The following is a 17,492-nucleotide window of genomic DNA, read 5'->3' as shown; positions in this document are numbered from 1 at the left end:
CCTTCCCTAGCCGACGCGCTCTTTGCGGCCCAGGATGCCCTGGGGCCTGACGAGCAGAATGATGATCATGAGCACGAGCGGGGCGACGAACTTGAGGTTCTCCGGAATCCACAACGTCGACAGGTTCATGATGAGGCCGATGACCACCGCTCCCACGAGAGCGCCGTATGCGGAGCCGAGTCCACCCAGGGTGATCGCCGCGAAGATGAGAAGCAGGATCGACGCGCCCGTGTCCCACCGGAGCGACTGGTAGTAGCCCACGTAGACACCGGCGAGGGCGGCCAGCGCACCCGAACCCACCCAGACGACGCGGATGACGCGCTCGACGTTGATGCCGGATGCCGATGCGAGCGCCCGGTTGTCGGACACGGCGCGCATGGCCTTTCCGATCTTGGTCTTGGTGAGCACGAGGGCGACGCCGAGGATGACCACGATCGCGATCACAGCTCCCGCGACGTCGGTGAACTTGAGGCTGACCGAGCCGATCACGAGGAACGGCTTGGTGCTGTTCGGCAGGGTCAGTCGGTCGGGTCCGAAGAGGAGGACGAAGACATACCTCAAGGCAAGCGAGAGACCGATGGTGACGATCATCATCGGAATCAGGCCCAGCCCGCGCTTGCGCAGCGGTCGCCAGATGCCGGCATCCTGGGCCCACCCGAACAGGCCGCCCAGTACCATCGCCGCGGGAATCGCGATGACGGCGGGGAGCCCGATGATTCCCGAGAACAGATAGGCCATCAGGGCGCCGAAGGTGACCAGCTCTCCGTGGGCGAAGTTGTTCAGCCCGGTGGTTCCATAGATGAGGGACGCGCCGATCGCCGCCAAGGCGATCAGCAGACCGAAGATGAGGCCCGTGACCAGCTGCGGCCAGAAGCGCAGCCAGAACGTGTCGGCCGTGACCGGCGCGGTCGTCGACGTCGATCCGGTCTCGTCGCCGGCGCCCGGGGCCGGCTCGCTGGTGGAGGAGTCGGTGGGAGCCGCGACGGCGCCCTTGGTGTTGTCGGGCGACAAGAAGAAGATGGCGGGCACCTCGGTGTTGCCCGCGAACACCTCGACCTCGGCCGGGTTCGTCGACGGGCGCGGATAGCCGGTCTCGACCGGCAGCGCGTCTTCGTCGATCGTCACCGTATAGGTGCCCGCTTCGCTCACGGGGATGACGGCCTTGCCGTCTTCGCCGGTGACCCCCGTCTCGGTGCCGCCTTCGCCCTCGACGGTGATCGAGACGTTCGCGACACCGGCCTTATCGGCGTCGGTGCGCACCCACGCCAAAATCGATTGCTCCGTCGTGGTGGACGTGGAAACGGCCGTGTCAGCAGCTGATGCGCCGAGGGCGGATCCTCCGAGCACGACGGATAGACAGAGAACGACAGACGCGATGAGCATCGCGATCAATCGAGCCGACTGCCCGGGTCTTATGCCAGCGAGCAAGGGTGCACCTCCTGTGAGGAGCTCCGGACGGGACCGGGCTCCGGTATCTATGGTCGAGCAACGTTGCTAGAACATAGCGCCCCATTGTTGCCTTCTTGTTTCGACACGAGAGAAAAACTCAGGGGCGCGCAGGTACTTTCTTACACTGGAATAACGTGCGCACCTAACCGTTACTCTTGTGGAGAGATTTTTCTACTAGGTGAGGTGCATGTGGACCAGGCGGATCCCTTCGGTTTTATCGGACTGACGTACGACGACGTGATGCTCCTGCCGGGGCACACAGACGTCATTCCGAGCGAGGCCGACACCGCGTCGAGGTTGACTCGCCGCATCGACGTCGCGACGCCCCTTCTCAGCGCCGCCATGGATACCGTCACCGAGTCGCGCATGGCCGTCGCCATGGCGCGGCAGGGCGGTCTCGGCATCCTTCACCGCAACCTCTCGATCGCCGACCAGGCGAGCCAGGTCGACCTGGTGAAGCGCAGCGAATCGGGAATGGTCACCGATCCGGTCACCACGACCGCCGATGCCACCGTCGCCGAGGTCGACGCCCTCTGCGGTCACTTCCGCGTCTCCGGTCTTCCCGTCGTCGACCAGGGCGGCGTGCTCGTGGGAATCATCACCAACCGCGACATGCGCTTCGTCTCGCAATTCGAGAAGGCCACGACCCTGGTGCGCGACGTGATGACCAAGGCTCCACTCATCACCGGTCGCCAGGGCATCGATCCCGACGACGCCGTCGCCATCTTCGCCCAGCACAAGATCGAGAAGCTGCCCATCGTCGACGAGCAGGGCAGACTCACCGGCCTCATCACGGTCAAAGACTTCGACAAGAGCGAGAAGTACCCTTTCGCCACGAAAGACTCGGCCGGGCGCCTGCGCGTCGGGGCCGCGATCGGATTCTTCGGCGACGCCTGGCAACGCGCCACGAGCCTGCTCGAGGCGGGGGTCGATGTCATCGTGGTCGACACGGCGAACGGCGACAGTGCCGGAGTGCTCGACATCATCCGCCGGTTGAAGCGCGACAGCGCGTTCGAGGCGGTCGACATCATCGGCGGCAATGTCGCCACCCGCTCGGGTGCGCAGGCGTTGGTGGATGCCGGTGCCGACGCCATCAAGGTCGGCGTCGGCCCCGGGTCGATCTGCACGACGCGGGTCGTCGCCGGGGTCGGCGTGCCGCAGGTGACGGCCGTCTACGAGGCGTCCCTCGCGGCCAAGCCGCACGGCATCCCGGTGATCGCCGACGGAGGGCTGCAGTACTCGGGCGACATCGCCAAGGCGCTCGTCGCCGGTGCCGACACCGTCATGCTCGGCTCGCTGCTCGCCGGCTGCGACGAGAGCCCGGGCGACCTGGTCTTCGTCAACGGCAAGCAGTTCAAGAACTATCGCGGAATGGGCTCGCTCGGTGCCCTGCAGACGCGCGGCGAGAAGACGTCGTACTCGAAGGATCGCTACTTCCAGTCCGATGTTCCGAGCGACGACAAGCTCATCGCCGAGGGCATCGAGGGCCAGGTTCCCTATCGGGGCCCGCTCGCGAGCGTCGCCTACCAGCTCGTCGGCGGCCTGCGCCAGTCGATGTTCTACACGGGTGCCCGCACGATCGGCGAACTCAAAGAGAAGGGCCGTTTCGTGCGCATCACGGCCGCTGGTCTGAAGGAGTCGCACCCCCACGACGTGCAGATGGTCGTCGAGGCGCCGAACTACCGCCGGTAGGCTCTCGGCCCTACCGGTAGGCTTGTGGCCCGTGAGTATGGATATCGAAATCGGTCGCAACAAGCGGGGCCGTCGCGTCTACGCCTTCGACGACATCGCCGTCGTGCCCTCGCGGCGCACCCGCGACCCGCACGACGTGTCGATCAACTGGACGATCGATGCGTACCATTTCGGCATGCCGGTGCTGGCCGCCCCGATGGATTCCGTGGTCTCCCCGGCCACGGCCATCCGCATGGGACAGCTCGGCGGCGTGGGGGTGCTCGACCTCGAGGGCGTCTGGACGCGCTACGAGAACCCCGAGCCGATCCTCGACGAGATCCGCACGCTCGATGAAGGCTCGGCGACCGCGCGCATGCGCGAGATCTACGCCGAGTCCATCAAACCCGAACTCGTCACGGCCCGCCTGGCCGAGATCCGCGCGGCGGGTGTCACCGTCGCCGCAGCGCTCTCGCCGCAGCGCACCCAAGAACTCTACGAGACGGTCGTCGCCGCGGGCGTCGACCTCTTCGTGATCCGCGGAACGACCGTCTCGGCCGAGCACGTCTCGAAGAGCACCGAGCCGCTGAACCTGAAGAAGTTCATCTACGAGCTCGACGTGCCGGTCATCGTGGGCGGCGCAGCCACCTACACCGCCGCGCTGCACCTCATGCGCACCGGGGCCGCCGGCGTGCTCGTCGGATTCGGCGGAGGAGCCGCGGCGACCACCCGCGCGACCCGCGGCCTCCACGCGCCCATGGCCACGGCCGTCGCCGATGTCGCCGGGGCTCGCCGCGACTACATGGACGAGTCGGGCGGCCGCTATGTGCACGTCATCGCAGACGGTGGCCTCGGCACCTCGGGCGACATCGTGAAGGCAATCTCTGTGGGAGCCGACGCCGTGATGCTCGGCACCGCCCTGGCACGCGCGACCGATGCGCCCGGTGGCGGATATCACTGGGGCAGCGAGGCGCACCACACGCAGCTTCCCCGAGGAAACCGGGTTCACGTGGGACAGGTCGCCCCGCTCGAGGAGATCCTCAACGGACCGTCGCCCGTCGCTGACGGCACGGCGAACCTCATGGGCGCGCTGCGTCGCGCCATGGCGACGACCGGATACTCCGACCTGAAAGAATTCCAGCGCATCGACGTGGTGGTCGCTCCGTATCTGACCCACTAGCCACCTGATCCGGGTCGCCGTTTACTGACCCGTCCCGGGTAGACTGAGGCGACCGATTCTCTATGACGAGGAGGCCCAAATGGCTGAAGCGAACAGTGTGTCCCGGTCGACGAAGCTGGGCCCCGAAGAGCGTGAAGCCGCCATCGAGGCGTTGAAGAGCAAAGAGCTCGACATCCTGGTCGTGGGCGGCGGCATCGTCGGGGCGGGAGCCGCACTCGATGCTGCGACGCGCGGATTGCGGGTGGGCATCGTCGAGGCGCGCGACTGGTCGAGTGGAACGAGTTCTCGCTCGTCGAAGCTCGTACACGGCGGCGTTCGCTACCTCGAGCAGCTGAATTTCCGCCTCGTGCGCGAGGCACTGATCGAACGAGGGCTGCTGCTGCAGCGCATCGCGCCGCACCTCGTGAAGCCGGTTCGCTTTCTCATTCCCCTCAAGCGCCGCTTCATCGACCGCTTCTACATCGGCGCCGGCATGGTTCTCTACGACCTCTTCTCGTACACCGGCGGTCGCCCACCCGGCGTTCCGCACCACCGCCACCTGACCCGCGGCCAGGTGCAGCGGGCCATTCCGAGCATGGCGCACGACGCCCTCATCGGAGGCATCACCTACTACGATGCCCAGGTCGACGACGCGCGCTATGGCGCTTCGGTCGTGCGCACAGCCTCGTCGTACGGCGCCCACGCGGCGAGCCGGGTGCGAGTCGAAGGATTCGTCAAGGTGGGCCAGCGCGTGGTCGGCGTGCACGCGCACGACCTGCAGACGGGTGAGAAGTTCGAGATCCGCGCCAAGCAGGTCGTCAACGCCACCGGCGTGTGGACCGACGACACCCAGGCCATGGTCGGTGAGCGCGGGCAGTTCAAGGTGCGCGCATCGAAGGGCATCCACCTCGTGGTGCCGCGCGACCGCTTCCAGTCATCGATGGGCCTGCTGCTGCGCACCGAGAAGAGCGTGCTGTTCGTCATTCCGTGGGGTCGGCACTGGCTCGTCGGCACCACCGACACCGACTGGCACCTCGACAAGGCCCATCCTGCGGCGACCGCCGCCGACATCGACTACGTTCTCGAGCACGTCAACACCGTTCTGAACGTGCCCCTCACGCGTGACGACGTCGAGGGCGTCTACGCGGGTCTGCGCCCACTCCTCGCGGGAGAGAGCGACCAGACGTCGAAGCTGTCGCGCGAGCACCTCGTCGCGCATTCCGTTCCGGGCCTCGTCGTGATCGCCGGTGGCAAGTGGACGACCTACCGGGTCATGGCGAAAGACGCGATCGATGCGGCCGTCTCGGCACTCGACGGCAAGATCGCGGGCAGCGTCACCGAAGACATCGCGCTTCTGGGGGCGGAGGGCTACCAGGCGGCGTGGAACAAGCGCAGCAAGATCGCCCGCAAGTTCGGCGTGCACACGGTGCGCATCGAGCACCTGCTCAACCGCTTCGGAACGCTGACCGACGAATTGCTCGATCTCATCACGGCCGACCCCGAACTCGCCGAACCCTTACCAGGAGCCGACGACTACCTGGCCGCCGAGGTCGTCTACGCGGCGAGCCACGAAGGCGCTCTGCACCTCGAAGACGTGCTCGCGCGACGAACGCGCATCTCGATCGAGGCGTGGGACAGGGGAGTCTCCGCGGCTCCGGTCGCCGCTCGACTCATGGCCGGTGTGTTGGGCTGGGACGAGGCGCGGATTGAGCGCGAAGTCGCGAACTACCTGCGCCGGGTCGCTGCGGAGCGTGCGAGCCAGGAGCAGCCCGACGACATCTCGGCCGATCGCATCCGGCTCGAGGCGCCCGACATCGCGGGCGAGTAGCAGGCCCCTCGCCAAGCTGAGGCAACGGACGCGTCGTTCAGCGCGCGGGTAGACTGAGGTCTTCCGCCCGCACGTTGCAGCCACCCGAGGAGTTCAGTCATGGTCGATGTTCGACGGGTCAAGCTTCCGGGAGTGGGGGTGCTTCACACCTTCATCACGGCCGACGGCGGCAAGGTGGGCGTGATCGCCCACCGCTCGGGCCACAGCGACCTGATCACGTTCGCCGACGAAGACAACACCTCAGACGCGGCGAAGGTCTCGCTGCGCCTCAGCGAAGATGAAGCACGCACGCTCGCCGAGCTTCTCGGCGGCACTCAGATCACCGAGTCGCTCACCGCCCTCGACCAGATACCCGGTCTCAGCATCGACTGGTTCACGGTCGACTACGAAGACCACATAGCCGGGCAGCCGCTGGGCAACACGGCCGAGCGCGACATCGTCGGCCTCACCGTCGTCGCCGTCGTACGGGGCGAATCGGCGAACCCCGCTCCCGCGCCCGACTTCAAGGTCTTTCCGGGCGACACCCTCGTCGTGGCCGGGTCGCCGGAGAAGGTCGCCAAGGCGTTCAACTTCTTCCGTACGGGCGAGATGCGCGCCAAGAGCGGTGCCGTCGACGGTTCCCCCGGGCGCTAGGCGATGCACTTCGGGCCCGATCTGCTCATCCTGGGCGCCCTGTTCGTCATCGCCTACGTTCTCGGCCGGCTCGGCAAGGCCATCGGCCTGCCCGCGATTCCGATCTACATGGCCGTCGGCCTGCTGGCGAGCCCCAACTTTCACTTCTTTCCCCTCGAGTTCGTGCACACCGAGTACATCGAACTCATGGCCGTGTTCGGGCTCGTCTTGCTGCTGTTCAACCTCGGCCTCGAGTTCGATCAAGACGAGTTCTTCTCGAACGCCGGCAAGCTGATCATCTCGGGCGGCTCCTATATCGCCTTGAACATGGGCGCCGGGTTCGCTTTCGGATTCATGCTGGGGTGGGGAACGCGCGAGGCGCTGATCGTCGCGGGAATCACCGCGACGAGTTCGAGCGCCATCGTCACGAAACTGCTCATCGAGCTCAAGCGCCTGGCCAATCCCGAGACGCCGATGATCCTCGGCGTCACCGTCGTCGAAGACATCTTCATCGCCATCTACCTGGCGATCGTCTCTGTCGTGCTGTCGGGCGAGACCGAGGTCTGGCCCGTGGTCGGCAAGCTCGCAATCGCATTTTTGTTCCTCATCGTGATGTTCACCGTTGCCCGCTGGGGCGGGCGCTTCGTGTCGCGACTCTTCCGCACCAAAGACGACGAACTCTTCACCATCCTGTTCTTCGGCCTGGCCATCATGTTCGGCGGCATCGGCGAGATCCTCGGCGTGACGGATGCCATCGGCGCGTTCCTGATCGGACTCGTGCTGGGCGCGACCCGGTACCGCAACCGCATCGAGAACATCGCCATCCCGCTGCGAGACGTCTTCGGCGCGTTCTTCTTTCTCAACTTCGGACTCGGGCTCGACCCGACGAAGTTCGCGCCGGTGATCATGCCCGTTCTCGGCGCCGTGCTGATGACCGTGGTCTTGAACGCGGGCGCCGGCCAGTTCGTCGCGTGGCTGAACAAACTCGGTCCACGGGCCGGCATCAACGCGAGCGTCATCCTGCAGAACCGGGGCGAGTTCGCGCTCATCCTCGCAACCCTGTCGCTGTCTGCGGGGCTCGACGAACGCATCCAGCCGTTCGCCGGCCTCTACGTTCTGATCATGGCGATCATGGGCCCGATTCTCGCCGCGAACTCGGAGAAGATCGCGAATCTCATCCTCCGGCCCGCGTCGTCGCAGACCGCTCAGGCGAAGAGGATGCGGGATCCCCTGCTCGACGAGGAGATCGCGCTGGTCAGCGGGGCGACGGCCGGGCAGAACGTGTCGTTGCCCCGCGCAGACGACACCAGCGAGCCGACGCTCGGCACGACGCCCCGGGCCGGCGCGGCAACTCAGGAGCCCGTCGCGGGCGACATCGACGCCCTCATCGAACAGGCGATGCGCCAGAGCGACGACCTCGGGTCCCGGGATCTCGGCGCCCGGGAGAGAGACAGCGAATATTGACCCTCTTCAGCGTTATGCGCCGGCCGCGATGGATCGGCGCTCTGGTGCTCGCCCTCGTGCTTGCGGCGGTCTTCGCGGGTCTGGGGCAGTGGCAGCTCGAACGGGCGGTGTCGAGCGGCCAGGTCGATGACCGGCCCACCGAGACCGTGCAGCCGCTCTCGTCGGTCGCCTCTCCGCAGCAGCCGGTGCTTGCCGTCGAAGCGGCGCAGCGCGTCTCTACCCGGGGCACGTTCGAGCCAGAGGACTACGGGATCGTCGCAGACAGGCTCAACGACGGTGACGCCGGCTACTGGGTCATCGGACACCTCGCGGTCGATGAGCTGGGAACACCCGCCCTCGCGGTCGCCCTGGGCTGGGCGGCCGATCGAGACGCCGCCATCGCGTCGCGTGACGCGCTGGCCGCCGAGCCCCGCGCATCCGAGCCCGAGGCCATCGACGGACGCTACGTCGACCCCGATGCGCCCGATGTCGACGACGCCGAGTCGAGCGATGGCGATTCGTTCGACCTCACCACCATGAGCCCGGCGGCCCTGGTCAACATGTGGACGGCGCTCACGGATTCGACCGATGTCTACGGCGGCTACGTCATTGTGAGCACGGCCCCCGACGGCCTCGACGTGATCGACGCTCCCGAACCCGATCGCTCGGTCGAGCTCAACTGGCTCAACATCTTCTATGCCGCCGAGTGGGTGATCTTCGCGGGTTTCGCCGTGTTCCTCTGGTACCGCCTCGCGCGGGATGCGTGGGAGCGCGAAAAGGACGAGCTCGAGGAGATCGAGCACGACGCTGCGGCCCGGAGCCTCGCCGAGCACGGAATACACTAGACGCATGGCCCTCGAACCGAAACCCCGCGATTTTCCGCGCATCCGCAGTGCGGTCACGCTCTACCGGGTCTCGTCGATCATCACCGGTGTGATGCTGCTTCTGCTGTGCCTCGAGGTCGTGCTCAAGTACGTTCCCGCGTTCGGCGTCGAACTCGAACTGGGCGGCCCGCGGGGCTTTCTCGCGCTGGTTCCCGAGGGCACCGTCGCCGCAGTCAATCTGTCCACCGGCATCCTGATCGCCCACGGCTGGTTCTATGTGCTCTACCTGTTCGCCGACTTCCAACTGTGGAGTCGCATGCGCTGGCCGTTCCGGAAGTTCGTGTTGATCGCCCTGGGCGGCATCGTTCCCCTGCTCTCGTTCTTTCTCGAGGTCAGAATCACCCGTGAAGTGAAGTCGTACCTGGCCGGCCGCGAGGCCGAGTTGTCCGCACCCGCCCCCGTGGAGGTCACCCATTAGCACGTCCAGCCCCGACAGCCAGTCCCGGCCCGTTCTCGTCGTCGACTTCGGCGCGCAATATGCCCAGCTCATCGCCCGGCGGGTGCGCGAGGCCAGCGTCTACTCCGAGATCGTTCCGTCGTCGATCACGGCAGAGGAGGTCGCCGCGAAGTCCCCGGTGGGTATCGTGCTCTCGGGAGGTCCGTCGAGCGTGTACGAGCCCGGGTCGCCCGAACTCGATCCCGCCATCTTCGACCTGGGCGTTCCCGTCTTCGGCATCTGCTACGGATTCCAGGTCATGGCGCGCGCCCTGGGCGGCGAGGTCGCCAACACCGGACTGCGCGAATACGGATCGACGGACATGGCGGTCACGGGAGAGGGCGGCTCGCTGCTCGGCGGCCAGCCCGGGTCGCAGACCGTGTGGATGAGCCACGGCGACTCGGTCTCGCAGGCACCCGAGGGCTTCGAGGTTCTCGCAAGCACCTCGTCGACCCCCGTCGCCGCGTTCGGCTCGAAGGAGCGCCGCATGTACGGCGTGCAGTGGCATCCCGAGGTCAAGCATTCCGAGTTCGGCCAGCGCGTGCTCGAGAACTTTCTGCACGACACGGCCGGAATCCCCGCCGACTGGACCAGCAGCAACGTCATCACCGACCAGGTCGCCCTGATAAGAAAGCAGGTCGGCGACGGCAAGGTCATCTGCGGCCTGTCCGGAGGAGTCGACTCCGCCGTAGCCGCAGCACTCGTGCACGAGGCCGTCGGCGATCAGTTGACCTGCGTCTTCGTCGACCACGGTCTTCTCCGCCAAGACGAACGCAAGCAGGTCGAGGTCGACTACGTCGCCTCCACCGGTGTGCGGCTCGTCACCATCGACGCGCGCGAACAGTTCATGGATGCCCTCGCGGGAGTGACCGATCCCGAGCAGAAGCGCAAGGTCATCGGCCGCGAGTTCATCCGCAGCTTCGAGGCCGCCGCCGAGGCGCTGGTGCTCGAGGCGGCGGCGACCGACGGCGGGCCCGTCAAGTTCTTGGTGCAGGGAACCCTGTACCCCGACGTCGTCGAATCGGGCGGCGGAACGGGCACGGCCAACATCAAGAGCCACCACAATGTGGGGGGCCTTCCCGAAGACCTGCAGTTCGAGCTCGTGGAGCCCCTGCGCGCCCTGTTCAAAGACGAGGTGCGCGCTATCGGCCGCGAGCTCGGGCTCCCCGAGGTCATCGTGGGACGCCAGCCGTTCCCCGGCCCCGGCCTCGGCATCCGCATCGTCGGCGAGGTCACCTGGGAGAGGCTCGAACTGCTGCGCCAGGCCGATGCCATCGTGCGAGCCGAGCTGACTTCGGCGGGCCTCGACGATGAGATCTGGCAGTGCCCTGTCGTGCTGCTGGCCGACGTTCGCTCCGTGGGGGTGCAGGGCGATGGCCGAACCTACGGCCACCCCATCGTGCTTCGCCCCGTGTCGAGCGAAGACGCGATGACGGCCGACTGGACCCGCCTGCCCTACGACCTGCTGGCCCGCATCTCGAACCGCATCACCAACGAGGTAGCCGGTGTGAACCGCGTGGTGCTCGATGTCACCAGCAAGCCGCCGGGAACTATCGAGTGGGAGTAGCGCTTTCCCCGCGCTGAATTGCACTGGCTGGGTCTCGGTGCACTCGCCACGCACGACGCAGCGTCAGACGCGCGAACAGCCACTCCAGTGGGCCCTGCGCGAAGAGCAGTCGCCAGGCGACGGCGAAGACGAGTGAGCCGATCGCGAGGCTGATAAACAGCATCCACGAGAACGCGTCGCTGGAGGCGTCTGGATGCAACTCGGCGACGAGTGCGATGACGAGCACCTGCGCCGTGTAGATGCTCAGGGGCATCGAGCCGGCCGCGACCAGCGGGCGCACGAGCATCCGGCCCAGCGGGCGCACGAGCATCCGGCCCGGGCCACCCGCGAGCCGGCCGGCGCCTGCCACGGCGAGGCCCACGATTCCGATGGCGAGTGCGCCCGACGAGATCGCCTCCGCGGTGGTGTCGGAATGCGCCACGACGGGATCGCCGAGGGCTGCCGAGAGTCCGTAGCCGAGCGCGGCCACGATCGCGCCTCCGATGATCATGATGCGCAGCACGCGGGGTCGGGTGACTCCGAATCGGGCGAGCGCGAGACCCGCGAGCACGTACGCGAGCCAGACGGGCGCCGGATAGTACGAGTCGAGCCACGAGACCGGGATGGAAAGAGCGCTGTCGGCCGCGACGGGCAGCGGCCCGATCGGCGATGTTGCCGCCGCGATCGCCTCGACCACGGCCGGGCCGAGAACGGCGCAGAGGACGGCGAGGGCGCCGAGGGCCCAGCGGTTGACGAACAGCAGCGGCACGCAGACCACGAACATGAAGCCGTAGGAGTCGAGGATGATCGCAATGTTCGTTCCGAGCAGCCAGAGGCCGAGCCCCAGGGCGATGAGCAGCAGCGCCCGGATGACGATCGACAGCCTGGCGCGCCCCCGGCTCGCGCCGACGACGGCCGCCCCGCGGGGCACCGGATGAGCTCCGCCGGTCATCAGGCCGAGCGAGATTCCCGCGAGAGTGGCGAACAGGATCGAGCTGCGACCGTCGTAGAAGGCGTTGCCGTCACCCGGCAGGGTGTGGGCGGCCAGCATGCCGAGAATGGCCAGGCCCCGCGCCGCATCCAGGCCCGGGATGCGCGAATCGCGCCGATGAGAAACGACAAAGGCGGGGTCGCCCCGAAGGACGGCCCCGCCGATGTCGTCTGCGGACACGCGAGTGCGGGCTGCTAGTTGCGGAAGATCGCGATGAGGCGAAGCAGCTCGACGTAGAGCCACACCAGCGTGACGGTGAGGCCGAAGGCGGCCGACCAGCCGTATTTGCGGGGCGCGCCCGTCTTGACGCCGCGCTGCACGAAGTCGAAGTCGAGCACGAGCGAGTAGGCCGCAAGAATGACAGCGAAGACGCCGATGATGATTCCGAAGATTCCGGCGCGGGCGCCGAACATGTTGTCGGCCGGAAAGACGCCGGCGATCATGAGCACGAAGTTCAGCAGCGAGAAGACGGCGTAGCCGACCATCGCGACGAGGAAGATCTTGGTCGCGCGCTTGGATGCGCGGATCTTTCCGTTCGCGAACAGGGCCAGCGTGGTGCCGAACACAGCCAGGGTGGCGAGCACGGCCTGCACGACGATGCCCTCGTAGCGCTGCTCGAAGAACGCCGAGATGCCGCCGATGAAGAGGCCCTCGGCCGCGGCGTAGAGCAGAATGAGCACGGGCGAGGGCTCGCGCTTGAACGAATTGACGAGGCCGAGAACCAGCCCGACGAGAGCGCCGGCGATCCAGACTCCGGGAACGACCCAACCGACGACGGCCGCGGCCAGCAGCACGACGAACATCAGTGCGGTCTTGACGATGGTGTCGTCGTAGGTCATGCGCGAGGTGTCGGCCGGGGTGGCCGAAGGGCGCTCGTACAGGTCTTGCAGCTGTGTGCTCGACATCGTGGGCGCAGCGTCAGCAGCGCCCTTTCCGTTGAAGACGGGGTTGCGTGTGAACGCGGGGTTCGCCGACGGCATGGGTTCCTCTTGTACGTAGGTGGACGGAGTTCAAATCTACCCGGTCGACAGGGAGCTTCACCCGTGGACCGGGCGATTTCGCAGGCTTTTCGCCCAGAGCGCAGGCGATCCCGGTTAGCGTGGTGGTGTGACCGCACCCCGGCTTCCTCTTGTCATCGGACATCGTGGTGCGCCCGGGTATCGCCCCGAGCACACCCGGTCGTCGTACGAGCTGGCCATCGCGCTCGGTGCCGACGCCGTCGAACCCGACATCGTCGCATCCCGAGACGGAATCCTCGTGCTGCGGCACGAGAACGAGATCTCGGGAACCACCGATGTGGCGTCGCGCGCCGAGTTCGCCTCGCGCCGCACGACGAAGTCGATCGAAGGCGTGCGGCACACAGGCTGGTTCACCGAGGACTTCACCTGGGCCGAACTCTCGACGCTGCGCGCTCGCGAGCGTCTGCCGGCTATCAGGCAGTCGAGTTCGTCGTTCGACGGGCAGGCCCCGATCATGCGCTTCTCCGATCTTCTGCAGCTTCTCGATCGCGCCAGCGAAGAGAACGGCCGTCCGATCGGGCTCGTGGCCGAGATCAAGCACGCGAACTACTTCGAATCGGTCGGCCTGCCCCTCGACGAGCTCGTCGCTGCCGAGCTGACGAGCGCCGGTTGGAACTCGGGCGACGGACGCCTCACCGTGGAGTCGTTCGAGAAGACCGTGCTCGACCAGCTGCGGAGCCGGGGCATCCGGTCGAAGAACGTCTTTCTGCTCGAGGCGGCCGGTTCGCCTCCCGATCTGGTCGCCCGCTTCGGCACGGGCGCAGACAGCTACGCGTCGTTTCTCACCCGCGACGGTCTTCGGATGCTCCGCCGCGACGTCGAGGGGATCAGCGTCGACAAGAAGTTGATTCGGCCGCGTGTCGAGTCTGAGAAGGGCCGGATGTCGTCGGCGCTCGTCGATGACGCCCACGCAGCGGGGCTCGAAATCTACTGCTGGACTCTGCGGCCGGAGAACACGTTTCTCGCCCGCGCCTTTCGACAGGGCCCGGATGCGTCGGCGTTCGGCGACTGGGAGAGCGAGTTCGCGTCGATTCTGGCGACGGGCATCGACGGGGTCTTCGCCGACCAGGCCGACCTCGCCGTCGCCGCACGCGACGCCCTGTTCGGATCGCGGGGAACTGTCTGAGGTTCGGCTTAAACTTGAGGCGACATGACAAGCCTCTTCGACCTTTCCTCGACCGACCCGGGCGCCGCGAGCCTGAAGCCCGTCATCCTCGACGGTTCAGGCCCGAGCGGCGCAGAAGGCGACCTTCTCGACGGCCTCAATCCCGAGCAGCGCGAGGCGGTCGAGTACCGTGGCCCCGCACTGCTCATCGTCGCGGGCGCCGGCTCGGGCAAGACGCGCGTGCTCACCCACCGTGTGGCCAGCCTCATCGAGAGCCGCGAGGCCTGGCCGAGCCAGATCCTGGCGATCACCTTCACCAACAAGGCCGCTGCCGAGATGCGAGAGCGGGTCGAGCACCTGCTCGGGCAGGCATCCCAGGGAATGTGGATCTCGACGTTCCACTCGGCGTGCGTGCGAATTCTTCGTCGAGAGGCCGAGAACTTCGGCTTCACCAAGAGCTTCACGATCTACGACTCGGCCGACAGTCGCGTGCTCATCAAGCGCATCATCAAAGAACTCCAGGCCGATACCTTCGGGTTCACGGTCGGGTCGGTGTCGGCCAAGATCTCGAAACTCAAGAACGAACTCGCCGACGTCGAGAGCTACGCGCGCACGGCCAACTTCGCTGATCCTCAAGAAGCCCTCTTCGTCGAGATCTTCCGTCAGTACACGCGCAGCCTCCAGGCGGCCAACGCCTTCGACTTCGACGACCTGATCAGCCAGACCGTGTTCTTGTTCCGCGCCTTTCCTCGCGTGGCAGAGCAGTACCGGCGCCGGTTCCGCCACATTCTGGTCGACGAGTACCAAGACACGAACCACGCGCAGTACTCGCTCATCCACGAGTTGACCCTGTCGCCGGGCTCCGTCGACCCCGGGCAGCCCCCCGTGGCGGGCGCCTCGCTCACTGTCGTCGGCGACTCCGACCAGTCGATCTACGCGTTCCGTGGCGCCGACATCCGCAACATCGTCGAGTTCGAGCGCGACTACCCGGGCGCCAAGGTCGTTCTGCTCGAACAGAACTACCGATCGACCCAGAACATCCTGTCGGCCGCCAACGCCGTGATCTCGAACAACTTCGATCGCAAAGACAAGAAACTCTGGACCGCCATCGGCGATGGCGACAGAATCCTCGGCTACACGGGCTACTCCGGGCACGACGAGGCCCAATTCATCGCCGACGAGATCGCCAAGCTGCACGACGCCGGCACGGCATACAAAGACATCGCCGTCTTCTACCGCACGAATGCGCAGACCCGGGCACTCGAAGAGATCTTCATCAGGTCGGCGCTGCCGTATCGGGTACTCGGCGGCACGAAGTTCTACGAGCGCGCCGAGATCAAAGACACGATGGCCTACCTGATCTCGGTTGCCAATCCGCAGGATGCGCTTGCGCTGCGGCGCATCCTGAACAGCCCGAAGCGCGGCATCGGCCCCGCCACAGAGACGCAGCTCGCCAGCTTCGCCGAAGCGAACGAGATCTCCTACCGCGAGGCGATGAGGCAGGCGGGCTCGCTGGGGCTGGGCCCGAAGGTCACATCGGCGATCCTGCAACTCGCCGCATTGCTCGATGAGGCGTCGGAGATGAGCGATCCCGGGCGTGACCAGGGCGCGGCGTCGGTGTTCGACATTCTGGGCCTGCTGCTCGAGAGAAGCGGCTATGTCACGGCGCTGCGCGCCAAGCGCGACCCGCAAGACGAAGCGCGCGCCGAGAACGTCGAAGAACTCCTGGCGGTCACGAAAGAGTTCGGCAAGAACAACCCCGACGGCGGGCTCATCGACTTTCTCACCGAGGTCTCGCTGGTGGCGGCGGTCGACGACCTCGACGACTCCAGCGGAACCGTGTCGCTCATGACTCTCCACACGGCCAAGGGCCTCGAATTCGAGGCCGTGTTCCTCACCGGCATCGAAGAAGACCTGTTGCCGCATCGAATGTCGGCCAATGAGCCGGGTGGTCCGGCCGAGGAGCGCCGCCTGTTCTATGTGGGCATCACCCGCGCGCGCAGACGCCTGTACCTGTCGCTCGCCATGACGCGCGCCCAGTACGGCGAGACGGCCGTTGCGATGCCCAGCAGATACCTCCAGGAGATTCCCGCCGAGCTCATCGAATGGGTGCAGTCGCCAGGCATGGCCACGTCGCGGGGAGGAACTCAGCCTCGCGCACTCAATGCCAACCGCTCGTCACGACAGGCATGGAACACGTCCGGCTCTCAGTCGAGCGATTTTCCGGCTCTTCCGCCGCGCCCGAAGGCCGAGTGGGCGAACACGATCACCAACAAGGTGCGCGACAACGGCGACCTCGAGCTGGCGGCCGGCGACCGCATCCGGCACAGCGATTTCGGCGAGGGTCGGGTGAATCAGGTCACAGGAGAGGGCACCAAGCGTGTGGCGCACGTGATGTTCGAGAGCGCGGGAGCCAAGAAGCTGCTGATCAAGATCGCGCCCATCGAAAAGATCTGACGTCGAGAAGTTCTGACGTAGAAGAGATTTGACGTCGAGAAGCTCTGACGTAGAAGAGATTTGACGTCGAGAAGCTCTAACGTCGAGAAGCTCGATCGGCAGCGTCGCGCAGCGCGCGGTCGCGGGGCAGGTGCCGCAGCGCGCGCGGTAGACGCGGATACACGACCCGGGTGACAGCCAGCAGTGCGGTGAACACGCGGCGTCTGGCCGGCGACCAGGGCAGATCGAACTGCTCGCGAAGGGGCGGTGGCAGCAGTGCCGCGGTCACGATCCGTGCGACGGGCATGCCCGCCTTCAGCCAGAACGGCGCGGCAGTCGGGTGCAGGAGGGCATGCGCCACCCGTCGAGTCGTGGCGTCTGTTCGCAGCGATTCGACCTCGAGCGCCCAGTATTCGCGGAATGCCGCCCGATTCGCCGGCCACAGGTCGTGGGGAACCTGAAGGGCGGTGCCGAGGACTGCGTAGTCCTGGTAGACCTGCTCGGCAGACGCGTCATCGAGAGGTCCGTACACACGTTCGTGCAGGTCGATCGCCGAGTCGTAGAGCGTCGCCGCGACCCACAGTTGCAGTCGCGGATCGAACGCCGAGTATCCTGCAGCGGCGCCCCGCGCAGTCGACCGCACCGGTGCGTGTGCGCGCGACACGAAACGCACCGCCTCGGCGATCTGGTCGGGACTGCCGTAGACGACGGTGTAGACGTAGCTCAGCGTGCGGATCAGGCGATCGAGCGGCCGTGACGCGAAGTCGCTGTGTTCGGCGACCCCGCGCCCGACGCCCGGATTCGCCAGCTGCAACAGGATGGCACGGCCGCCGGCTGCGATCAATACCGACTCTGCGGCGATGTCACCGATGCGACGCACAGGCGGGCTGTTCGCGGGTCGAGCGTGGGCCACGGG

At 66.6% G+C, this 17,492-nt stretch carries 14 protein-coding genes; 10 read left to right on the top strand and 4 right to left on the bottom strand.

Features of this window, described 5'->3' with window-relative positions; all coding sequences use genetic code 11:
• Window positions 1–6 precede the first annotated feature (6 nt).
• Window positions 7–1,428, bottom strand: coding sequence for a branched-chain amino acid ABC transporter permease (locus tag ACE5CZ_RS10500; protein WP_374947275.1), 1,422 nt, complete (start codon window positions 1,426–1,428; stop codon window positions 7–9).
• 210 nt (window positions 1,429–1,638) lie between these two features.
• On the opposite strand from ACE5CZ_RS10500, the gene guaB reads away from it, so the two are divergent.
• From guaB to guaA, 8 genes are all read left to right on the top strand, one after another.
• Complete coding sequence (gene guaB, locus ACE5CZ_RS10495; RefSeq protein ID WP_374947274.1) at window positions 1,639–3,141, top strand: IMP dehydrogenase; 1,503 nt, start codon at window positions 1,639–1,641, stop codon at window positions 3,139–3,141.
• Between the two features lie 37 nt (window positions 3,142–3,178).
• The gene (locus ACE5CZ_RS10490; RefSeq protein WP_374947273.1) at window positions 3,179–4,297 is read left to right on the top strand and encodes a GuaB3 family IMP dehydrogenase-related protein; all 1,119 of its coding nucleotides are present in this window, start codon (window positions 3,179–3,181) and stop codon (window positions 4,295–4,297) included.
• A gap of 79 nt (window positions 4,298–4,376) precedes the next feature.
• A complete protein-coding gene (locus ACE5CZ_RS10485; RefSeq protein ID WP_374947272.1) occupies window positions 4,377–6,104 on the top strand; it encodes a glycerol-3-phosphate dehydrogenase/oxidase in 1,728 nt (575 codons plus the stop codon).
• Window positions 6,105–6,203: 99 nt separating this feature from the next.
• Window positions 6,204–6,737 (top strand): cation:proton antiporter regulatory subunit, encoded by a 534-nt coding sequence (locus ACE5CZ_RS10480; RefSeq protein WP_374947271.1) that lies wholly within the window; start codon window positions 6,204–6,206, stop codon window positions 6,735–6,737.
• Window positions 6,738–6,740: 3 nt separating this feature from the next.
• Window positions 6,741–8,180, top strand: a complete 1,440-nt coding sequence (locus ACE5CZ_RS10475) for a cation:proton antiporter (protein WP_374947270.1) — start codon at window positions 6,741–6,743, stop codon at window positions 8,178–8,180.
• A complete protein-coding gene (locus ACE5CZ_RS10470) occupies window positions 8,177–9,004 on the top strand; it encodes an SURF1 family cytochrome oxidase biogenesis protein (protein ID WP_374947269.1) in 828 nt (275 codons plus the stop codon). The genes ACE5CZ_RS10475 and ACE5CZ_RS10470 overlap by 4 nt, the downstream gene beginning before the upstream one ends.
• Before the next feature lie 4 nt (window positions 9,005–9,008).
• Window positions 9,009–9,461, top strand: coding sequence for a DUF3817 domain-containing protein (locus tag ACE5CZ_RS10465; protein WP_374947268.1), 453 nt, complete (start codon window positions 9,009–9,011; stop codon window positions 9,459–9,461).
• Window positions 9,457–11,046 (top strand): glutamine-hydrolyzing GMP synthase, encoded by a 1,590-nt coding sequence (gene guaA, locus ACE5CZ_RS10460; RefSeq protein WP_374947287.1) that lies wholly within the window; start codon window positions 9,457–9,459, stop codon window positions 11,044–11,046. The genes ACE5CZ_RS10465 and guaA overlap by 5 nt, the downstream gene beginning before the upstream one ends.
• Here the strand turns inward: guaA and ACE5CZ_RS10455 are convergent.
• Window positions 11,030–12,196, bottom strand: coding sequence for a DUF418 domain-containing protein (locus tag ACE5CZ_RS10455; RefSeq protein ID WP_374947267.1), 1,167 nt, complete (start codon window positions 12,194–12,196; stop codon window positions 11,030–11,032). The genes guaA and ACE5CZ_RS10455 overlap by 17 nt on opposite strands.
• A 14-nt stretch (window positions 12,197–12,210) precedes the next feature.
• Window positions 12,211–12,996, bottom strand: coding sequence for a Bax inhibitor-1/YccA family protein (locus tag ACE5CZ_RS10450; RefSeq protein ID WP_374947266.1), 786 nt, complete (start codon window positions 12,994–12,996; stop codon window positions 12,211–12,213).
• Between the two features lie 127 nt (window positions 12,997–13,123).
• Here ACE5CZ_RS10450 and ACE5CZ_RS10445 point away from each other — a divergent pair, with 127 nt between their 5' ends.
• Together ACE5CZ_RS10445 and ACE5CZ_RS10440 are read left to right on the top strand one after the other, a co-directional pair.
• Window positions 13,124–14,161 (top strand): glycerophosphodiester phosphodiesterase family protein, encoded by a 1,038-nt coding sequence (locus tag ACE5CZ_RS10445; RefSeq protein ID WP_374947265.1) that lies wholly within the window; start codon window positions 13,124–13,126, stop codon window positions 14,159–14,161.
• A gap of 24 nt (window positions 14,162–14,185) precedes the next feature.
• A complete protein-coding gene (locus tag ACE5CZ_RS10440; protein ID WP_374947264.1) occupies window positions 14,186–16,597 on the top strand; it encodes an ATP-dependent helicase in 2,412 nt (803 codons plus the stop codon).
• A gap of 76 nt (window positions 16,598–16,673) precedes the next feature.
• On the opposite strand, the gene ACE5CZ_RS10435 is transcribed toward ACE5CZ_RS10440, so the two are convergent.
• Window positions 16,674–17,489, bottom strand: coding sequence for an oxygenase MpaB family protein (locus tag ACE5CZ_RS10435; RefSeq protein ID WP_374947263.1), 816 nt, complete (start codon window positions 17,487–17,489; stop codon window positions 16,674–16,676).
• Between the last annotated feature and the right edge of the window lie 3 nt (window positions 17,490–17,492).

The organism is Agreia sp. (assembly GCF_964263775.1).
In the GTDB taxonomy this organism is placed as follows: Bacteria; Actinomycetota; Actinomycetes; order Actinomycetales; family Microbacteriaceae; genus Agreia.
The sequence above is the reverse complement of the archived record's forward strand: the minus strand, read 5'-3'. Positions and strand labels throughout refer to the sequence as shown.